The sequence below is a fragment of the Mycolicibacterium iranicum genome, from assembly GCF_002101705.1.
Classification (GTDB): domain Bacteria; phylum Actinomycetota; class Actinomycetes; order Mycobacteriales; family Mycobacteriaceae; genus Mycobacterium; species Mycobacterium iranicum.
The window spans coordinates 361,572-381,568 of record NZ_LQPC01000026.1 but is presented as its reverse complement, the minus strand read 5'-3'; the positions used below and the strand labels follow the sequence as shown (position 1 = coordinate 381,568).

The 19,997-nt window shown below is 67.7% G+C and carries 19 protein-coding genes; 8 read left to right on the top strand and 11 right to left on the bottom strand.

Translation table 11 applies throughout. The features are described 5' to 3' along the window. Positions 1-39: 39 nt before the first annotated feature. On the bottom strand, positions 40-735 hold the full coding sequence (locus AWC12_RS09355; protein WP_024446161.1) for a potassium channel family protein: 696 nt from the start codon (positions 733-735) through the stop codon (positions 40-42). 31 nt (positions 736-766) lie between these two features. Here AWC12_RS09355 and AWC12_RS09350 point away from each other — a divergent pair, with 31 nt between their 5' ends. Next, positions 767-2,263 carry a potassium/proton antiporter gene (locus tag AWC12_RS09350; protein WP_085173777.1) on the top strand — a complete coding sequence of 499 codons (1,497 nt, stop codon included), beginning with the start codon at positions 767-769 and terminating at the stop codon, positions 2,261-2,263. A 34-nt stretch (positions 2,264-2,297) separates the two neighbouring features. On the opposite strand, the gene AWC12_RS09345 is transcribed toward AWC12_RS09350, so the two are convergent. From AWC12_RS09345 to AWC12_RS09320, 6 genes are all read right to left on the bottom strand, one after another. Continuing rightward, a complete protein-coding gene (locus AWC12_RS09345) occupies positions 2,298-2,741 on the bottom strand; it encodes a DUF1707 domain-containing protein (protein WP_085173775.1) in 444 nt (147 codons plus the stop codon). A gap of 158 nt (positions 2,742-2,899) precedes the next feature. Then, on the bottom strand, positions 2,900-5,068 hold the full coding sequence (locus AWC12_RS09340) for an AAA family ATPase (RefSeq protein ID WP_085173773.1): 2,169 nt from the start codon (positions 5,066-5,068) through the stop codon (positions 2,900-2,902). Position 5,069: 1 nt separating this feature from the next. Next, a complete protein-coding gene (locus tag AWC12_RS09335; protein ID WP_036464870.1) occupies positions 5,070-5,936 on the bottom strand; it encodes a CDP-alcohol phosphatidyltransferase family protein in 867 nt (288 codons plus the stop codon). Beyond that, positions 5,936-6,634, bottom strand: coding sequence for a phosphatidylserine decarboxylase (locus AWC12_RS09330; protein ID WP_085173771.1), 699 nt, complete (start codon positions 6,632-6,634; stop codon positions 5,936-5,938). The genes AWC12_RS09335 and AWC12_RS09330 overlap by 1 nt, the downstream gene beginning before the upstream one ends. Positions 6,635-6,653: 19 nt before the next feature. Continuing rightward, positions 6,654-7,850 carry a molybdopterin molybdotransferase MoeA gene (gene moeA / locus AWC12_RS09325; RefSeq protein ID WP_165762789.1) on the bottom strand — a complete coding sequence of 399 codons (1,197 nt, stop codon included), beginning with the start codon at positions 7,848-7,850 and terminating at the stop codon, positions 6,654-6,656. Between the two features lie 8 nt (positions 7,851-7,858). Continuing rightward, positions 7,859-8,776, bottom strand: coding sequence for an SDR family NAD(P)-dependent oxidoreductase (locus tag AWC12_RS09320; RefSeq protein ID WP_024446155.1), 918 nt, complete (start codon positions 8,774-8,776; stop codon positions 7,859-7,861). A gap of 36 nt (positions 8,777-8,812) precedes the next feature. Here AWC12_RS09320 and AWC12_RS09315 point away from each other — a divergent pair, with 36 nt between their 5' ends. Both AWC12_RS09315 and AWC12_RS09310 read left to right on the top strand, forming a co-directional pair. Then, on the top strand, positions 8,813-9,295 hold the full coding sequence (locus AWC12_RS09315; RefSeq protein ID WP_024446154.1) for a PH domain-containing protein: 483 nt from the start codon (positions 8,813-8,815) through the stop codon (positions 9,293-9,295). 29 nt (positions 9,296-9,324) lie between these two features. After that, entirely contained in the window at positions 9,325-10,728 is a 1,404-nt protein-coding gene (locus AWC12_RS09310; protein WP_207576405.1) for a PH domain-containing protein, read from the top strand. Here the strand turns inward: AWC12_RS09310 and AWC12_RS09305 are convergent. After that, the gene (locus AWC12_RS09305) at positions 10,710-11,480 is read right to left on the bottom strand and encodes a MerR family transcriptional regulator (protein ID WP_085173873.1); all 771 of its coding nucleotides are present in this window, start codon (positions 11,478-11,480) and stop codon (positions 10,710-10,712) included. The genes AWC12_RS09310 and AWC12_RS09305 overlap by 19 nt on opposite strands. 106 nt (positions 11,481-11,586) lie before the next feature. Between AWC12_RS09305 and AWC12_RS09300 the strand changes: the two genes are divergently transcribed. From AWC12_RS09300 to AWC12_RS09285, 4 genes are all read left to right on the top strand, one after another. Further along, entirely contained in the window at positions 11,587-12,402 is an 816-nt protein-coding gene (locus AWC12_RS09300; protein ID WP_085173763.1) for an HAD-IIA family hydrolase, read from the top strand. Between the two features lie 3 nt (positions 12,403-12,405). Continuing rightward, positions 12,406-13,338 carry a TIGR03621 family F420-dependent LLM class oxidoreductase gene (locus AWC12_RS09295; protein WP_024446150.1) on the top strand — a complete coding sequence of 311 codons (933 nt, stop codon included), beginning with the start codon at positions 12,406-12,408 and terminating at the stop codon, positions 13,336-13,338. 30 nt (positions 13,339-13,368) lie between these two features. Then, positions 13,369-13,860 carry an SRPBCC family protein gene (locus AWC12_RS09290; RefSeq protein WP_085173761.1) on the top strand — a complete coding sequence of 164 codons (492 nt, stop codon included), beginning with the start codon at positions 13,369-13,371 and terminating at the stop codon, positions 13,858-13,860. A 76-nt stretch (positions 13,861-13,936) separates the two neighbouring features. Then, a complete protein-coding gene (locus AWC12_RS09285) occupies positions 13,937-15,274 on the top strand; it encodes an NAD(P)/FAD-dependent oxidoreductase (protein ID WP_234813901.1) in 1,338 nt (445 codons plus the stop codon). On the opposite strand, the gene AWC12_RS09280 is transcribed toward AWC12_RS09285, so the two are convergent. The 3 genes from AWC12_RS09280 to AWC12_RS09270 form a co-directional block, all read right to left on the bottom strand. After that, complete coding sequence (locus tag AWC12_RS09280) at positions 15,264-16,337, bottom strand: helix-turn-helix transcriptional regulator (protein WP_085173757.1); 1,074 nt, start codon at positions 16,335-16,337, stop codon at positions 15,264-15,266. The genes AWC12_RS09285 and AWC12_RS09280 overlap by 11 nt on opposite strands. Before the next feature lie 110 nt (positions 16,338-16,447). Beyond that, entirely contained in the window at positions 16,448-18,151 is a 1,704-nt protein-coding gene (locus tag AWC12_RS09275; RefSeq protein ID WP_085173754.1) for a DEAD/DEAH box helicase, read from the bottom strand. 91 nt (positions 18,152-18,242) lie between these two features. Next, entirely contained in the window at positions 18,243-18,752 is a 510-nt protein-coding gene (locus AWC12_RS09270) for a cupin domain-containing protein (RefSeq protein WP_024446145.1), read from the bottom strand. Positions 18,753-18,853: 101 nt separating this feature from the next. On the opposite strand from AWC12_RS09270, the gene AWC12_RS09265 reads away from it, so the two are divergent. Continuing rightward, positions 18,854-19,987, top strand: a complete 1,134-nt coding sequence (locus AWC12_RS09265; protein ID WP_085173752.1) for a PE-PPE domain-containing protein — start codon at positions 18,854-18,856, stop codon at positions 19,985-19,987. The last annotated feature ends 10 nt before the right edge of the window (positions 19,988-19,997 follow it).

Below are 19,997 nucleotides of genomic sequence, written 5' to 3'. Positions count from 1 at the left end.
TCTCGTCGTGGGCGGCAGTCAGCCGTACTGACTCTGGAGTCACTCCAGTCTACGGGTGCGCGTCACGAGTTCTTTGATGCGCTCTTCGACGCCGGACGCCGACACGAACAGCAGCTCGTCTCCGGCCCGCAGGACGTCCTCTGGGCCGGGGACCATCAAGTGCTTGCCGCGCAGCAGCGTGACGAGCGCGCTGTCGTCGGGCATCGCGAGGTCGCGCACCCGCTGCGCAACAAGGGGACTGTCGTCGGGGAGCGTGAACTTCGCGACGTTCGTCGCGCTCTGACCGAGGTCGCCTCTGGAGTCTCGGCCCAGGGCCATCAGCCGGATGAGGTGGCCGACGTCGATCGCGCCTTCGATGGCGGCAACGAGGGCCAGCGGGGTCGACACGGCGACGTCGATGCCCCAGGCCTCCGTGAAGAGCCATTCATTGCGGGCGTCGTTGATCCGGGCGACGACGCGATCGATGCCGAACTCCGACTTGGCCAGCAGGGCCATCGCGAGATTGGCCTTGTCGTCACCGGTGGCGGCGATCGCGACGTCGCAGATCTGCATCTCGGCTTCCTCGAGCGAGGACACCTCGCACGCATCGGCCCACAGCCATTCGGCGTGGGGCACGGTGTCGGGCTCGTAGCGGTGGAAGTCCTTCTCGATGAGCAGGACCTTGTGGCCGTAGTCGACGAGCTCCTGCGCCACGGAACGACCGACCGCACCCGCGCCTGCGATCGCGACACGCATCGGGCCCCCCTTCCCTGCTTTACTCACTCCCGTGACCCTGCACCAGCTCTACGTGGCGCTGTTCCTCGGCGGCCTCGTGCTGCTGGCGAGCATCGCTGCGACGCGGCTGGCCACCGGGGTCGGCCTGCCAAGCCTATTGCTGTTCCTCGGAGTCGGTGTGCTTGTCGGCGAGGACGGACTCGGGCTGCAGTTCGACAGTGCCCAACTGGCGCAGGATCTGGGCACCGCCGCGCTCGCGGTCATCCTCGTCGAAGGCGGTCTGACAACCCGGTTCAACGACATCCGAAAAGTCCTCGCGCCCGCCGGGGTTCTGGCCACTGTCGGCGTCGGCGTCAGCACCTTGGTGACCGCCGCCGCCGTGCACTGGCTGCTCGGCATGGACTGGCAACTGGCGTTGCTGCTGGGCGCCGTGGTCTCCAGCACGGATGCCGCGGCGGTTTTCTCCGTGTTGCGGGTGGTCCCTCTGCCGCGCCGACTCAGCGGATTACTGGAAGCAGAATCGGGTTTCAACGACGCGCCCGCGGTGGTCCTGGTACTGCTCTTCAGCGCGACGCCGTTGAACCTCGACCCGGTCACGATTGCCGGAACGCTGTTGTACGATTTGGTGATCGGGACCGCGATCGGTCTGACCTTCGGCTTCCTCGGCGCGATAACGTTGCGCCGCATGGCATTGCCGGCCGCCGGTCTGTATCCACTCGCGACGTTCGGGCTCTGCATGGTGGCTTTCGCGGCCGCAGGTACGGTGCACAGCAGCGGCTTCCTGGCTGCGTACCTGTCGGGCGTGGTGCTCGCGAACTCGAACCTGCCGCACCGCTCGGCCACCCGATCGTTTGCGGAGGGGTCAGGCTGGCTCGCCCAGATCGGCGTCTTCGTCATCCTCGGCCTGCTGGTGTCTCCCGACGAGCTGCTCGCCGAGGTGGTGCCTGCCGTCGTCACCGGACTGGTCCTGCTGCTGCTGGCCAGGCCGCTGTCGGTTCTCGTGTCGCTCATCGGGTTTGGGGTGCCGTGGCGCGAGCAGGTGTTCCTGTCGTGGGCGGGCCTGCGCGGGGCCGTGCCCATCGTGCTGTGCACCTACCCCATCGTGGCGGGAGTGCCCGACAGCACGCGGCTGCTCAACATCGTGTTCATCCTGGTGGTGCTTTACACCGTCATCCAGGGACCCAGCCTGCGCCTGGTGGCCGAACGCCTGAACCTCATCCCACGTGACACCACCCGCGAAATCCAGGTCGACGCAGCGCCGTTGGATGTACTGGGGGCCGAGTTGCTGACGATGACCGTGCTGCCGGGATCGCGCCTGCACAACGTCACGGTGCTGGAGTTGCGGCTTCCCGATCCGAGTGTGATCACCTTGATCATCCGGGCTGGGCAGCCGTTCGTCCCTGAGCGCGTGACGCGGCTCGCCATCGGCGACGAGCTGTTGATCGTGACGACGACGGCGACGCGCGACCTCGCCGAGCGGCGGTTGCGCGCCGTCAGCCGTCGCGGCAAGCTCGCCTACTGGTTCGACGAGTACGGCGACCAGGCTTGAGGCGTTGCGCCGAGCGCACGGTTGTTGACCCGGCTTAGTGCGCCTTGAACCCCGGGCAGGCCGGGAAGCCGCGGCGAATCGGTAGTGCATGGCTCAGGAGGCCGATGCCCGCGCCGAGAATCGGCCAGATCGGCCAGAAGTACCAGGAGCCGGTGCCCATGCCGACGGCCAGCCACACGGTCAACACGATGACGACCATGGCCACATATGCGGCGAGGTGGAGGTGGATGCCGCGCCGCGCCGCCGCCAGCTTGGCCGCCTTGCGCCGCGGATCGTTGCGACGGAGCTCGGCAACAGGCAGGTCGACGGTCAGCTGGCGCAGGTCGGGTGTCGTGTGGGCGTCGTACACCTGCTGCAGCCGCGCCTCGTATTCGGCCATGTCGAGGTAGCCCTGGGCTAGCGCCTGGCCGAGAAGGTCGGCGGTCTCCTCGCGCTCGCGATCACCCGTGCGGATTGAGGTCGGGATTGCGGTGGCCATGCTTCCTCCCAATCTTGACAATGACTAGTTAAGACGATGTCACCATAACTAGGCAGTGTCAAGATTTGTCGTGACTGTGCGCCGAGTGTGCGTCCAGGGCGTTGATGGCCTGGAAACTTCGCCGCTACCGCACGCTCGGCGAAGCTGGCGCCGAAGGCCTAGCGGGACTCCGCGAAGCTCCGCAGCGACTCCACCTGCACCGGGTCCAACGAGGGGCGGACGGTCTCGCGGGCTTTCGCCACATCGCCCGCGGTGACGTCGGCTGCATCGATCGACCGGCGCATCGCCGTCAGCGCGGCCTCGCGCAGCAGCGCCACGCAATCGGCGGCGCTGTATCCGTCGAGCTCGCCTGCGAGGGTCTCCAGATCGACATCAGCGGCCAGTGGCACAGACTTGCCCGCAGTCTTGAGGATCTGCGTGCGCGCCTCCGCGTCGGGCGGCTCGACGAATACCAGCTTCTCCAGCCGGCCGGGCCGCAGCAGCGCCGGATCGATCAGGTCGGGACGGTTCGTGGCGCCGAGCACCACCACGTCACGCAGCGGCTCGATGCCGTCGAGTTCTGTCAGCATGGCCGCCACCACGCGATCGGTGACCCCGGAGTCGAAGCTCTGGCCCCGCCGCGGCGCCAGCGCGTCGATCTCGTCGAGGAACACCAGCGACGGCGCCGAATCGCGGGCGCGCTGAAAGAGCTCCCGCACCGCCTTCTCGGAAGAGCCGACCCATTTGTCCATCAGCTCAGCGCCTTTCACGGCGTGCACGCTGAGGCGGCCCGAACTCGCAAGCGCCCTAACGACAAAGGTCTTACCGCATCCGGGTGGTCCGTAGAGCAGCACACCACGCGGCGGTTGTACGCCGAGGCGCTGGAAGGTCTCCGGGTGTTGCAGCGGCCACAGCACCGCCTCGGTGAGTGCCTGCTTGGTTTCGGCCATGTCCCCGACGTCCTCGAGGGTGACGGAGCCGACTGACACCTCCTCGGCGGCCGACCGGGACAGCGGCCGGATCACGCCGAGCGCGCCGACGAGATCCTCCTGGATCAGCGCCGGGTCGTCACCGGTCTCGCTGGCCCGCGCGGCCGCGCGCAGGGCCGCCTCGCGCACCAGTGCGGCGAGGTCGGCGACAACGAATCCTGGTGTGCGCTCGCCAATTTCGCCGAGGTCGAGATCCGATGCGGGGACGTCGCGCAGCAGCACCTCGAGCAGTTGTTCGCGGACGGCTCCGTCGGGCAGGCTCAAGCCCAGTTCGCGGTCGCACAGGTCCGGTGCGCGCAGGCGGGGATCGACACTGTCGGGCAGGGCCGACGTCGCGACGAACGCCACACCTCGGGTGGCGACGGCCGAGCGCAGCTCGGTGAGGATCAGCGTCGCAACGGGGTCCGCAGGTATCGGGAGCAGCGCGTCGATGTCGGTGACCACCAGCACCCCGCCACCGTCACGCACGGTGGCGACGGCGGAGGACACATTGGCGAGGCGGTCCTCGGGTCGCAGCGAGCCGACCTCTGGACCGTCGAGTTCGACGAGGCGCCGACCCGCGCAGACCGTCCGCACCAGCGTCGCCTTGCCCACCCCGGCGGGTCCGGACACCAGGACACCCAGATTGGCTGCAGCGCCGAGCTTTTCGAGAAGCTCGGGTTGGTCTAGGGCGAGCTTGAGCCACTCGGTGAGTCGCCCGGCCTGAGAATGGGCGCCCTTGAGGTCGTCGTAGCTGACGGCGGGTTGCGTGGCGTCGGCTTCCACGACGTGCGCCGCGCTGGCGGTTTCCTGCCGAGCGGGCGCGGTCGCATCGCCCCAGCAGACCAGCGAATTAGGTTGGACGCTCACGGGTCCCGCCGGGTCGACGTCGGTGACGGTGAGCAGCTCCGACGTCCACGTGATGCCGACCGAAGAGGCCAGTGCGGCGCTCGCCGCCGACGTGGAGGTGCCGGGCCCGAGGTCGCGGGGGAGCAGCGACACGGTGTCGCCGACCGTCATCACCTTGCCCAGCAGCGCCTGCCGCAGCGTCGCCGCGCTAATCGACTGGGTGGCCAGGCGGGAGCCGTTCAGCGTCACCGAGCGTGCGCCGTACACGGTGACGGGCGCTACGAGCACCGAGGTGTCCTCACGCAGACCCGCGTTCGACAACGTGACATCGTCGAGAAGTGCGGTGCCCGTAGGGGTGCCGGCGGGGGCGATGCCAACCACCGCCGCGGTGGTGCGCGAACCGGTCAGCGAGATGGCGTCCCACTCCCGGATGCCGAGCGCGGCGATGGCTTCAGGATGCAGCCGGACCACGCCGCGGCGCGAGTCCAGCGCTGAGGTGTTGAGACGGGCCGTGAGAACTAGATCGGGCACGTCACCCTCGCGGGGGTCGGCGCAGCCCCAGACGCATCATCGACCGGCGCGGCTGGGCCCGCTGAATCCGGTGAGTGCGGCGGATCGCGCGGCGGACAGCACGCTGTTGGCGCGGCCTCTCATCCCAGATCTCCGGATGCGCGGCGAGGAAACGCTTGGTGCGGAACGCGAACGGGATGTGCAGGAAGTAGGCGACGATGATCACCAGGATCACGATGTAGCCGTACAGGATCGAGGCCGCGACGCCGATCGCGAGCAGGGCGAGCAGGGGAGCCACCATGTTGGGCGGCACCGAGAACGTGTGGATCTTGCGCATCGGCAGCGTGCTGACGACCAGCAGCGAGACGGCGATCATCCAGATCACGACGGCGGGCTCGGAAGTCCACCAGCCCTCACCGAATTGCATCTTTGCCGCCAGTGGGCCGATCGCACCGATCGCGCCCGCCGGTGCGGGCATGCCGGTGAAGTACTTCTTCTCGTACGCGGGCTGGTCGACCGACAGCATCGCGTTGTAGCGGGCGAGCCGCAGCACGATGCAGACGGCGTACAGCAGCACAACGATCCAGCCGATGCGCGACGTCGACAGCAGCGTGCCGTAGACGATGAACGCCGGTGCGACGCCGAAGTTCACGGCGTCGGCCAGCGAATCGATCTCCTCGCCCATCTTGGACGTGGCCTTCAGCGCGCGGGCGAGCCTGCCGTCGAGCGCATCGAGGATCGCGGCGATCGCGAGGAACGCCATCGCCTCGGTGGGCCGGTCGTCCAGCGCGAACTTCACCGCGCTCAGGCCCAGGCAGATGGCGGCGACCGTCATCGCGCTGGGCAGGATCTTGACGCTGACGACCGGCGTCTTGAGGCGCGCCCGCATCAGGGCAGCTCGGCCAGCACGGTCTCGCCGGCCACTGAACGCTGCCCGACTGACACCAGGATCCGGGATCCCGCGGGCAGGTAGGTGTCGAGCCGGGAGCCGTAGCGGATCAGCCCGTAGGTCTCGCCGAGTTCGACCTTCTCGCCGGGCCGCACGTCGCACACGATGCGGCGGGCCAGGAGACCCGCGATCTGCACGGCGATGACCTCGGCGCCCTCCGGGCTACGGATGACGACGCTGTTGCGTTCGTTGTCGGCGCTCGCGGCGGCCAGCTCGGCGGAGCCGAACAGACCGGGACGATGCTTGACGGCCACCACCTCACCGGCGAGCGGGGCGCGCTGGACGTGCGCGTCGAAGAGCGACAGGAAAATGCTGATTCGGGGCAAAGGTGTTGCGGGAAGACCGAGTTCGCTCGGTGGGACTTCTTCCTCGATCAGGCAGATGAGTCCGTCGGCCGGGGCAACGACGACACCGGGGCGGGTCGGCGCGACGCGCGGCGGGTGACGGAAGAACGCGGCGTTGGCGGCGGCTGCGGCGAGGCCGGTGTTGCGCAACCAGCGGGTCCTGCGACCGGCGAGCGCCACGGCAAGGCTCGCGCCGACGAACGGCAACCCGGCGGGGTGCATCGGGGGAACGGTGGTGCGAACCAGGGCCGCCAGGCGCGCTGGTCCTGTCTTGAGGTCGGGGCGTCTGGCCATGGTGTCAGCGAGTCTACGGCTAGCGCAGGTCCCACACCTGCACACGTGACCCGGCGGCGAGCTCGGCGGTGTCCTCGTCGATCTCCAGCAGGCAGTTCGCCGAAGCCAGCCAGCGCAGGTGATGCGACGCCGGCGGGCCGTAGCTGGTCACGGTGTCGGCGACGGGGTCGAACACACCGCGACGGAACTGCCGTTTGCCGCGCGGCGACGTCAGGTCCTCGGTCAGCGTGGCGGCGCGGCGGGGCCGTTCGTGGGGGGTCAGCCCCATCGCGGCGCGCAGTGCGGAACGGACGAACACCTCGAACGACACCAGCGAGCTCACCGGGTTCCCGGGCAGCGTGACGATCGGGACACCGTCGACCGTTCCCGCGCCCTGCGGCATTCCCGGCTGCATCGCAACCTTGACGAACTCGACGGCGCCCTGGCCCAGGGCGTCCTTGACCACCTCGTAGGCGCCCGCGCTGACACCGCCGGTCGTGATGATCAGATCAGCGTCCCCGGCCTGGGTTCGCAGCGTCTCTCGGAACGCGCCCACGGTGTCGTCGCTCATCGGTGATGCGATGACCTCGGCGCCCGCGTCGCGCACGGCGGCGGCGAGCATCACCCCGTTGGACTCGTAGATCTGCCCCGGCTTCAGGGGTTGCCCTGCCGTGACCAGTTCGGTTCCGGTCGACATGACGAGAACCCGCAGGCGCGGGAGGACCGTCAGCTCGGCCAGGCCCAACGCGGCCGCCAGCCCGAGGGCAGCCGGGGTCACCACCTGCCCTGCTTTTAGCACCGTCGTTCCGGAGGTGACGTCCTCACCGGCACGGCGAATGTGCTGGCCGACCTTCGTGCTCGCGCGGATCGTCACGGTGTCGACGCCACCATCGGTGGACTCGACCGGGACGACGGACGTGGCACCCGCCGGCAGCGGGGCACCGGTCATGATGCGGTGCGCGGTACCCGGGGCCAGCGTGGGGATGTCGGTGCGGCCGGCGGGGATGTCCTCGGCGACGGGCAGGCGTACCGGATTCTCGTCGGTGGCCGACGCGATGTCCTCGGTGAGAATGGCGTAGCCGTCCATGGCGGAGTTGTCGAAGCCCGGAAGCGACAACGGCGCGACGACGTCCGCGCCGAGAACGAGACCGAGCGCGTCGGCGATCGGAACCTGCGCCGCGGGCCGCGCGGTGATCAGGTCGGCGACCACGCGCCGATGCTCGTCGACTGAGCGCATCGCGGGCATCAGATCCCGAACTTCACGCCGGTCAGCTCCTCGGACACCGTCCACAAGCGCTGCTGCACCGCGACGTCGTGCGATTGGGCGTTCGACTCGACGAGCACGGGGTGGCCGACCAACTCGCGGAATCCCGACGGTCCGTAGTACTGGCCACCCGTCACGGCGGGGTCGGTGGCGGCCCGCAGCGTCCCGAGGGCGCCGACCGCCGGGCTGTTGGTGACGAGGCCGGCCAGCTGCGCGAAGCCGGGGAGGCCCGAGCCGGGGATGTGGCGCATCAGCTCGGTGTTGGAGATGCCCGGGTGGGCTGCGACCGCGATGGTCGGCGCGCCTTTGGCGGCGAGCCTGCGCTGCAGTTCGTAGGTGAACATCAGGTTGGCGAGCTTGGATTGCCCGTAGGCGGCGACGCGGTTGTACGACCGTTCCCACTGGAGGTCGTCGAAGTGGATACCGGCCCTGATGTTGTGGGCGATACTCGCGACCGTCACCACCCGCGACCCGGGTACCTCGAGCAGGTTGTCCAGCAACAGCCCGGTGAAAGCGAAATGCCCGAGGTGGTTGGTTCCGAATTGCAGTTCGAAGCCGTCGCGGGTGACTTGCTTGGGCGGGTACATCACGCCGGCGTTGTTGATCAGCAGGTCGATTCGTGGATGGGCGGCGCGCAGCGCATCGGTGGCGTTGCGGACGCTGGCCAGTGACGACAGGTCGAGCTCCTGCAGCGTCACGGCCGCGCCGGGGTGCTTCCGGGCGATCGCGTCGAGCGCTTTCTGGCCTTTGCCTGCATTGCGCACTGCGAGGACGACGCGGGCGCCCTTACCGGCGAGCACCAGGGCGGCTTCGTAGCCGATCCCGGTGTTGGCGCCGGTGATGATGACGGTGCGGCCGGTCTGGTCGGGTACGTCGGCGGCGGTCCATTTGTTGGTCATGAGATCAACTTACGGAGACGTTCTAGTGTCGAAGGCGTGCACCTGGTCGAACCGGCGCACCCGCCGAGCCGGAAAGCGCCGCTTGTCTGGGCCATCGGGGCAGCCATTCCTTGGACGGTCGCGGTCGTGGCGCAGGTCGTGTGGTTCGTTCTCGACGGGCGGACGCCCTGGCTCCACGCGCTCGTCGCCGTCGCCACCCTCGTCGGGGTGGCCGTGGCGGTCGTCGTCGCACCGCTGTGGCGTTATCGCGTGCACCGGTGGGAGCTGGACCCGACGGCGGTCTACACCCGATCGGGGTGGCTCGTTCAGGAACGCCGGATCGCCCCGATCTCGCGGGTGCAGACGGTCGACACGTACCGGGGACCGTTGGACCGGCTGTTCGGGTTGGCCAACGTGACGGTGACGACGGCGTCGTCGGCCGGCGCCGTGCGCATCGTCGCGCTCGATGTCGACGTCGCCGATCAGGTGGTGGCACGGCTGACCGACATCGCGGCGCTGGGGGCCGAGGACGCCACGTGAACCCGCAATGGTCCCGGCTGAGCCCGCGCATGCTGCTCGTGCATCCGGTCCATGAGGTGTTGCGCCAGATCCCGGTTCTGATCGGCTCCCTCGTGCTGGGGTCCGCGACGGGGAACCCGATGTGGACGATCGGCGGCATCGCGCTCATCGTCGCCTACGGATTGGCCCGCTGGTTCACCACGACCTACCGCATCGGCCCCGACGACGTCCAGCTGCGCACCGGCGTGCTGCAGCGCAACGTGCTGTCGGTGCCCCGCAACCGGATTCGGTCGGTGTCCACTGACGCGCGGCTGCTGCACCGACTGCTCGGGTTGACGGTGCTCAAGGTCAGCACCGGCCAGGAGGCCAGGGGGGACACCGCTTTCGAGCTCGACGCGGTCGCCGCGACAGAGGTGGCGCAGCTGCAAGCCGTGCTGCTGGCGGACTCGCTCGTCGTTCCCGATTCCTCGGATGCGCCGGGCCGGGTGCTGGCCCGCTGGCAACCTTCGTGGCTGCGCTACAGTCCGCTGAACTTCACCGGGCTGGCGATGATCGTGGCCGCTTTCGGAGTCATCACGCAGGCGGGAGTGCTTGGCGCCCTTCGTGACTCGAGTCTGATCCGGGTCGGGGAGGACGCGGCGCAGGATCTGGGTGTGGTTGCGGCGGTCGCTGCCGGGGTGACCGTGGTGTTGCTGGCGTCGGTGGCGCTGTCGGTGACGCAGTCGCTTGTCACCTACGGGAACCTGACGCTTCGACGAGACGCCGAAGTCCTCCATTTGTCACACGGCTTGGTTCGGGTGCGCGAGCACACCTTCGACATGCGCAGGCTGCGCGGCGGTTCGCTGCGAGAACCCCTGCTGGTGCGATTGTTTGGAGGCGCCCGCCTCGATGCCGTGATGACGGGTGTGGCAGGAGCCGGCGAGGCGTCCCAGCTGCTCCCGGCCTGCCCCCGCGACACCGCCCAGACGGTGCTGATCGAGCTCATCGACCAGCCGGATGCGGTGACGGGACCGCTGACGATGCACGGCCCGGCGGCGACGCGTCGGCGCTGGACGAGGGCTCTCGCCGTTCCGGCCGTCGCCGCGGTGGGCCTGGCGGTGTGGCCGTCCACGCCGCTGTGGGCGTGGCTGGTGCTGGCGGCGGTCGCGGTGTTCTGTTGCTTCCTGGCGTTCGACCGCGCGCGATCGCTCGGGCACCGCATCGGCGACGGCTGGCTGGTCGCGCGCTCCGGCAGCCTCGATCGCCGCCGCGACTGCGTGGCCGCGGCAGGCATCGTCGGGTGGACGGTGCGCCAGACGCTGTTTCAGCGGCGGGCGGGTGTGGCCACGCTGGTCGCCGCGACCGCAGCCGGTGTGAAGCGCTACGAGCTGATCGATGTGCCCGCAGACCTCGCCTGGACGATCGCGGCGACCACGTCACCGTGGGTGGGCGCGAGTCAGTGGGCGCGTCCCTGAATACGGTCGGCATTCGCGTGAATCGCGTCGCGGCAATACCTCGCCAGCCCCGGTAACCCGAAGGTTTCATCGTAGGTGGCCTTGTACCTCGGGTCGCTGACGTACATGTCGCCCAGGTTGCGATGGAAATCCGGCGGGCAGTCGTAGAACCACCGGTTCACCTGCAGCCGGTGCTGCTCGGCGGCGTCCATCGCCTCCCGGGAGTCGGCAGGTAGCCCGGCGCGGAACGCGTCGGCCAGGGCCTTCTCCACAGCTTCACCCTCGGCTTTGATGCGAATCCAATCTTCTTTGCCGTACGACTTCGCCCGTCGCTGCGACTCCTTCCACGCGTCGGTGTCGCCCCACTTCTGCTCGGCCTCTGCCTGATAGTCGTCGAAGCCCTCACCGAACAGTTCGCGCATGTCGTCATCGGTCATGGGGGTGTTCGTCATCGCTTTCTCCAATGCTTGATCGATTGCCTCAACGAGGTCGGTCAACTCGTCGAGTCGGGACATGACGCGTTCGCGCTGGCGGCGCAGATGGCTGACCTCATCGCCCTCGTCCAGCACGGAGGCGATCTCGTCGAGAGACATCTCGAGCCGGCGGTAGACGATGATCTGGGACAACCGGGTCAGGTCCGCCGAGGTGTACACCCGGTAACCCGAGGCGCTCCGCCGACTCGGCGTCAACAACCCGATGTCGTCGTAGTGGTGAAGCGTCCGGACCGTGATCCCGAATCGCGCTGCGACGTCGCCCACTGTCAGTTCGTCCATCCGCATCTCCCGCGTCATGTCCACCAGGCTGGTGCCTCACGTTGCGTGAGGGTCAAGTCTGCGGGTCCCGAGTTGCGTGCGCCCGCCTGCCGTTTACTGTCGCACCATGGCTATCGGTGGAGTGCTGTTCGACATCGATGGTGTGCTCGTGACCTCGTGGAAGCCGATTCCGGGTGCGGCGGAAGCCCTGCGGGCGTTGGCGGACAACCAGATCGCGTGCGCATATCTGACCAACACGACCACCAAGACCCGTGCCCAGATCGCCGATCTGCTGACCGACGCGGGGATGGCGGTGCGCTCCGACGAGGTGATCACGGCGGCGGTGCTGACGGCCGACTACGTCCGCAGCCGCTACCCAGATGCCCGCTGCTTCCTGGTCAACAGCGGCCAGATCGACGAGGACATGCCGGGCATCGACATCGTCTACTCCAGTGAGTTCACCGGTGCGCGTGCGCCCGAGCCGCCGGACGTGGTGCTGCTCGGCGGCGCCGGACCCGAGTACAGCCACCTGACGCTGTCGTGGGTGTACGACTGGATGGCCCAGGGCGTGCCGGTGGTGGCGATGCACCGCAGCACCGCCTGGACGACGACCGATGGTCTGCGCGTGGACACCGGCATGTACCTGATCGGCATGGAACAGACCTCAGGCCGTAAAGCCACCGCCGTCGGCAAGCCCGCCCCGGAGGGTTTCTTGTCCGCGACGAGCCGTCTCGGGGTCGACGCCGAGGAAATGTACATGGTCGGTGACGACCTCAACAATGACGTGCTCGCCGGCCAGGTGGTCGGTATGACCGGCGTGCTGGTGCGTACCGGCAAGTTCAGGCAGGACACCCTGGATCGTTGGGCTGCAGATGAGTTCGCCATGCAGCCCAACCACGTCATCGATTCGGTGGCTGACCTGCCTGCGCTGCTCGGGCTCTAGCCGATGCGGTTCGGCCTCACCACCGCTGTGCCGCGCACCGGCGATCAGGCGCGGGCTTTCGCGCAGCGCGTCGAGGATGCCGGCATCGATGTGCTGACCTTCGCCGACCATCTCGCACCGTTCGTGGCACCCTTCACCGCCGCGGCGGCAGCTGCGGCGGTGACGACCCGCCTGCACGTCGGAACACTGGTGCTCAACAACGACTTCCGTCACCCCGTCGAGACTGCACGTGAAACCGCTTGTCTGGCAACGCTGTCCGACGGACGATTCGAACTCGGTCTCGGAGCCGGGCACATGAAGTCCGAATACGACGCGGCGGGAATCCCGTTCGAGCGCGGCGGCACCAGGGTTTCGCGGCTCGTCGAGTCCGTCACCGTCGTCCGCGCGCTTCTGGCCGGGGAGTCCGTGGATTTCGACGGCGACCACTATCGGGTGCATGCGCAGGCGGGTGAGATCGTCGCCGTTCCCGACCGACGGGTCCCGATCCTCATCGGCGGCAACGGCACCCGCGTGCTTCAACTTGCCGGGCGCGTGGCAGACATCGTCGGCTTCGCCGGGATCACCCACAACCACGACGCGACGAAGGTGCGGCTCAGCCACTTCGATGGCGCGGGACTGGCCGACCGGATCGCTGTCGTCCGCGAGGCGGCGGGGGATCGCTTCGGCGACATCGAATTGAACGCGTTGGTCCAGGCCGTCGTCGTCACCGATGACCCACCAAGAGCCGCCGCCGATCTCGCCGAGGCGTTCGATGCCGATCCCGACGCGCTGCTGTCGTCACCGTTTCTCTTGATCGGCAACCACGAGCAGATGGCCGAACAGCTGGCAGCGCGCCGCGAAGAGTTCGGCATCAGCTACTGGACGGTGTTCGACGAGTTGCCCGGGCGAGCTTCTGCGTTGCCCGACATCGCCGAGGTCATCTCGCTGCTGCGATGAGTTTCACCTTGGCGCACGGTCTGATCCGACATGACCGAGACCATGAATGTGAGCACGACCGTCGACGCGCCGGCCTCCGCGGTTTTCGCCGTGCTGGCCGACCCTTCCCGCCACGCCGCGATCGACGGCACCGGCTGGGTGCGTGACTCGCTCGACGGTGAGCTGCTCACCCACACGGGCCAGATGTTCCGCATCGGCATGTACCACGACAACCATCCCGACGGGCACTACGAGATGGCGAACAAGGTCATCGCCTTCGAGCCGAACCGGACGATCGCCTGGGAACCGGGGCAGGAGGGCACGGACGGTGTTGTCGAGTTCGGTGGCTGGACGTGGCGATATGACCTGGAGGCGGTCGACCCGGATCAAACGCGTGTGACGCTGAGCTACGACTGGTCGGCGGTGCCGCCGATGCTGCGGGAGCACATCGAATTCCCGCCCTTTCCCGTTCAGCATCTGGAGAACTCACTGCGAAACCTCCAAGAGTTGACGGTCGCAGCGAAATCTCATCCGTTCGGTTGATGCACTTCGCGCCTTCGCGGCGCCTCATGGAGACATGGTCAATCGGGGTGGACATGCTGTGGTGTTGGGCGCGAGCATGGCGGGGCTGTTGGCGGCGCGGGTACTGACGGAGTTCTACGAGCGGGTCACCATCGTCGAACGCGACGAGCTCGACGACACCCCGGAACCGCGGCGCGGGGTGCCGCAGAGCAGACAGCCGCACGCGCTGCTTGCCCGGTGCGGGGTGATCCTTGAAGAACTGTTCCCGGGCATCGGCGACGAGATGATCGCCGGTGGTGCCCACGTGTGGCGTGACGGCGACCTGTCCCGCTTCCGCGGCCAATTCGGCGGACACCCGCTCATGCGGACTGGACGGCTGCCCAATCCGAACGGGCTGGTGAACTACTACGCGGGCCGCCCGTTCCTGGAATGGCAGGTGCGACGACGAGTATTGGCGCTGCCAACACTCAGCGTCCTCGACCGTCACGATCTCGACATGCTGATCTCGGCAGGCGGTGAGGTGATCGGCGCACGCGTCACGAGCCGGGAGGACCGCACGACCACGGACCTCTACGCCGACCTCGTCGTCGACGCCACCGGCCGCGGCTCGCGGACCCCGGTATTCCTCGAGCAGATGGGATATCCGCGCCCGCGCGAAGACCGGCTCACGGTGAACGTCAGCTACGTCAGCATGCCGATGCGTATCCCGGACGGATTGTTGAGGGCATATGCGATTTTCGACCTGTTCCGCGCCGGGCGTCCCTATGGGTATGCGATGTTCCGCTGTGAAGGCGACACGTGGGTGGTCGGCGCAGGAACACTCGGCAGTGGGGCTCAGCCGCCGGCGAGCGTCGACGAGCTCATGGAATTTCTCGAACGTCTCGTGCCTGCCGATGTCTTCGCCGCTCTGCGCGCCGGCGAACCGCTGGCTGAAGTTGCGCTGCATCGGTTTCCGGCGAACCGCTGGAGGCGCTACGACAGGCTTGCCAAGAGGCCGCGGGGGCTCGTGGTGGTCGGTGACGCCGTGTGCAGCTTCAACCCGATCTACGGTCAAGGCATGACCGTAGCGGCCATTGAGGCCATGACGCTGCGGGATTGCCTCCGCAAGGGCGCCCGTGATGTGCACCGGCGCTTCCCCCGCGCTGCCGCGCGCACGGTTCGCGTCGCGTGGCGGACAGCGGTCGGATCGGATCTGGCCTTGCCCGAAGTCGAAGGACGGCGGACGTACGCGTCGAAAGTCACCAACGCCTATATCGAGCGCGTCCTGACGACAGCTGAGAGCGATCCGTGGGTGCTCGAACAGTTTCTCCTCGTCATCGGCATGCTCGAACCGCCCAGCAGACTGATACGGCCTGCGATGATGCTCAGGGTTGCGCGAAGTCAGCGACGCTACAGCGAATCACATTCTCCGGTAGCATTTTCCGCTACGGCATGAGCGTCAACACAAGGCGGGTGAGCTCGGACTGCCGGTGGGTGTCGGTCTTCTGGTAGACGTGCTGCAGATGTGTCTTGACTGTCGCCGTCGACAGCGACAGTTCGTCGGCGATGTCCGAAAGGCCACGCCCGCGACTGATCCGCAGCGCCACCTCGGCCTCCGAGTCCGTTAGCGAGAAGAGCTGTTGCAGAACGCTTTTTGGTGGCTCACGGTGCAGATCGGGATCGACGACAACGACCAGCGCCCGGCGCTCGTCGTCCATCGTCAAGGGCAGCGCATGGACGATCAGCGGACGGATCGATTCTGCGCGGGGTACCGCGAACGCGTGACCGATCCGTGTGGGGCCGACGGCCCGCGACACAGCGCGCCGGAATGTGATATCGGCCGATGGTGATGACAGATGCACCCGCCCAGATCTGACGACAATGGCTGTGCTGCAGCGCAATAGAGCATCGGCCGCGGAGTTCAGGTGCTTAACCGTCATATCCGCGTCGACAACCATGGCGGGGGCGGTGAAGGTGTCGACGGGATGCAGGCCGGTCAGAGCATCGGTACGAAGATCGGCCAACGATTGCTGCGTGCGCAGTGCCATTTGTAGATGAGGTACCAATGCGTTGATGGCTCTGACGTTTTCGGCAGTGGCGAACGACTCTGCCCGTCGCGGCGCGGCAACCAGGAAAGTCCGAGGTCGGGATCCGCCGGTGAGGCGGACGAACACACCGTCGTCCATCGCGAATCGACGCATCCAGTCCGCGTGGAACTCCGAGCGCGGATTGAGGGCTACCAACCGCTCGCCGCTGTGGACCAGGCCGAGCGGACCGGATTCCACGGCATCCAGCACATAGTCGAGCGAGCGGAAGCGCGCCGCGTATGTCTCAAGGGCTTCGGTGTCCGGCACACTGCAGCTGGCGATGTCGCGATCCAAACCGCCGGTGATGAGGCCGCACCCAGAGCCGTTCAGTGCGGTTCGAGTCAGCGACATCGCGTCGACCCACCGGGCAGGCTCGACGGCGGCGTCGTGAACCGCCGTGACTATTCGCGAAAACTGTTCGATCGTGATCATTTCCACCCCCACGCACAGCGCGCCCCAGATGAATATAGACCTGCTGAACTGGAAGAACGCAAGAGCGACGGGTGAAATTTAACGTGATCGACGAATCTCCACCGAAGGCGTCAGGCGGTTAGCTCCCTCTGCAGCACCCGCACCGCTTCGATGCGCTCCTGCAGTTGCTCTCGCGTGGCGGCGGCGACCGGTGGTCCGCCGCAGCGGCGGCGCAGTTCGTTGTGGATCCAGCCGTGCGGCCTGCCCGTCCTGTGGTGGGCCAGCGAGACCAGCGTGTTGAGCTCACTGCGAAGGTCGCGCAACTGCCCGTGCGTCGACTTCGGCACCTGCGCACCCGACTCGGTGCGCTTCTGTAATTGTTCATCTTGCCTGCGGCGCAACAGGTCTCGCATCGAGGCCGCATCGAGAAGCCCGGGGATGCCGAGATAGTCGGCCTCTTCGTCGCTGCCCGCGGGCGTCGCGGTGCCGAACGACGAGCCGTCGAAGATCACCTGGTCGAGTTCGGCGTCGGCGCCGAGATACTCGACCTTGTTCTCCTCTTCGCCGGCCTCGTCGCGCTTCTGCGCGGCCAGCTCAGCGTCGAGCGGGTCGTCCTCGAGATTCTCCCGATGCGGTTTGCCGAGGACGTGGTTGCGCTGAGCCTCCATCTCGCTGGCGAGCAGCAGGAGGTTCGGGACCGATGGCAGGAAGATGCTCGCGGTCTCGCCGGCACGGCGCGACCGGACGAACCGGCCGATCGCCTGCGCGAAGAACAGCGGCGTCGACGCGCTCGTGGCGTAGACGCCGACCGACAGCCGCGGCACGTCCACCCCTTCGGACACCATGCGCACCGCCACCAGCCACCGCGAGGTCCCTGCCGCGAACTGGGAGATGCGGTCGGAGGCACCCTTGTCGTCGGAGAGCACGACCGTCGGCGCTTCACCGGTGATCTTGGTCAGCAGGTCGGCGTACGCGCGGGCTGCCGTCTGGTCGGTGGCGATGATCATGCCGCCGGCATCGGGCACGTGCTGGCGCTTGCCCTGCAGTCGCTTGTCGGCGGCCGCGATCACCGCGGGCATCCACTCACCCTTGGGGTCGAGCGCCGCCTTCCAGGCCCGCGCGGTCTGCTCTGCTGTCAGCGGCTCACCGAGGCGTGCTGCGTGTTCCTCGCCGGCGCTGTCGCGCCACCGCGCCTCACCCGAGTACGCCATGAACATCACCGGGCGCACGACGCCGTCGGCGAGGGCATCGGAGTACCCGTATGTGTGGTCGGCCTTCGAACGGGCGAAGCCGTCGGGTCCGGTCTCGTAGTTGACGAACGGGATCGCGCTGTCGTCGCTGCGGAACGGCGTCCCCGTCAGCGCCAGCCGCCGAGTCGCGTCGTCGAACGCCTCGCGGATCGCGTCGCCCCAACTCTTGGCATCGCCGCCGTGGTGGATCTCGTCGAACACGACGAGAGTCTTGCGGTTCTCGGTGCGCACCCGGTGCCGCGTCGGGTGGCTGGCCACCTGCGCATAGGTGACGACGACGCCGTGGTACTCCGACGACGTCTGAGAATTGGAGTTCGAAAACTTGGGGTCCAAGGCGATGCCCTGTCGGGCCGCGGCCTGCGCCCACTGAACTTTCAGATGCTCGGTCGGCACCACGATCGTCACCGCGTCGACGGTGCCCTCGGCCAGAAGTTCGGAGACGATGCGCAGCGCGAAGGTGGTCTTTCCTGCACCGGGGGTGGCCACCGCAAGGAAGTCTCGCGGTTTGGCGGTCAGGTATTTGACCAGCGCTCGCCGCTGCCAGCCCCGCAACGCCTGGGTGCTGGGCGCTGCATCAGCCCGCACCCACGACTCCTTCCGACCGGAATGCAGTCTAGGCCAAGCGCTTCCGTGATCGCACTTTCGCGGCGTGTCCGTGCGCGGCGTGTCTGTGGCGCTAGTCGACCCAGTGATTGTCGTGCCTGATGAACCACTCCTGGCGTTCCTCGTCGGAAAGCTCGCCGATCTGTGACAGGCCCTCGAAGTAGTACTCGCGGGGCGCGCCCGGCGCGAAGAGCATCAGCATCGAGACCGATTCGTCGCCCTCGTTGCGGAATCCGTGGATCCCGCCCGGCGGGACGTAGAGGTAGTCGTTGGCGTTGCCGTCGACCCACTCGGTGCCGTCGTAGAGGCGCACGGTGCCCGAGAGCACGTAGAAGGCCTCCGAGATCGACCGGTGGAAGTGCGGCCCCGGTCCGCCGCCCTTCGGAGCGATCTCGACGCGATACAGGCCGTAGTCGCCACCGGTCTCCTGCTGCTTGGCCAGGTAGTGGTAGTTCACCAGTCCGAACGTCGAATGGTCGGCCGGCTCGTCACCGCGTTTGAGCCACGCGCTCTTCTCCGGCTCGTCGGCGGTGAAGCGGGGCGGCGGATACGGCGGAATGTGGTTGAGATCCCAGAGCGACATCGGTGTGCAGCATATCCACCGGGCGCTGGTCCCCACGGCTTTTGACGCAGGCGTAGATTGCAGTGTGTAGCCGATGATTCGGCGGACCAGGAGAGCGTGCCATGGCCATATCGCGCACATCGCTGGTGCGGGGGATCGCACTGCTCTTCCTGCTGCTCGTCGGCGCGGGACCGGCCGGCCCAGTCGCCGCCGAGGAAGCTGTGCTGATCCCGGGGGCAACCCTGTTCAAGCCGATCAATCCGTTCTATCCGCTCTTTGATCTCAGCTACCGCTATATCGGCATCAACATGCACGACGACCCATCGCCGGTGGTGGTCGACTACTCGCAAGACCCCCTGGCGACGGAACGCGCGCTCGCGGGCGGTGTCGAGAGTGCCGAGATCGTTGTGCGCGGTGTCGACGGGGACGTCGTCGTGATCGGCGAATCGATGGGAAGCATGGTGGCGTCGAGGCTCGCAGCCGAGCTGGCCGACAGCGCGCATCCCCCGTCTCCGGACGACGTCAGATTCGTTCTGCTGGCTTCCCCGGAGGCGGGCGTCGCGGAGTACTTCCGTGAGGGCACCTACATCCCGTTCCTCAACTACCGGATCAAGCGCATCCAGCAGTCGCCGTACCCCACGTCGATCGTGATCGGCGAGTACGACCCCTGGGCCGATCCTCCAGACCGGCCGTGGAATCTGATCTCCACCGCCAATGCGCTGATGGGCTTGATCTACGTGCACGGGATAGCAGGGTGGGGTCTCGACCTTGCCGATGTGCCGCCGCAGAACGTGACGGTCGACGGCTCGGTCACGACGTATTTCGTGCCGACTCCGCATCTTCCGCTGACGCGCCCGTTCCGTGACCTCGGCGTGCCGGACTGCCTGGTCGATGTGGCCGACGGCTTACTGCGTCCCATCGTCGACGCCGGCTATCGCCGCCACGACCGGCCTGGCGACTCACGTCCCTACCTGTCCGACGGCAGGATTCGCCGAGACGGCCAGGAGGAGCCGCCGCCCTCGGAGGTCGACGAAGACCTCGCGCGCGATGACCGGCAGAGCGACAAGCGCACGCATGATCGACGGGCCGCAGCAGACGAGCAGCCCGCCGTGGACGATCTGGCCTCTTCGGCGTCTGTCGATGACTCGGATGCAGGGGAGCCGGCAGACGTCACAGATACCGATACCGACGACGCTGACACGGACCACACGGACACGGACGACACGGCGGCCGACGAGGCGTCTGCGGACGAGTGATGCGTTCCGC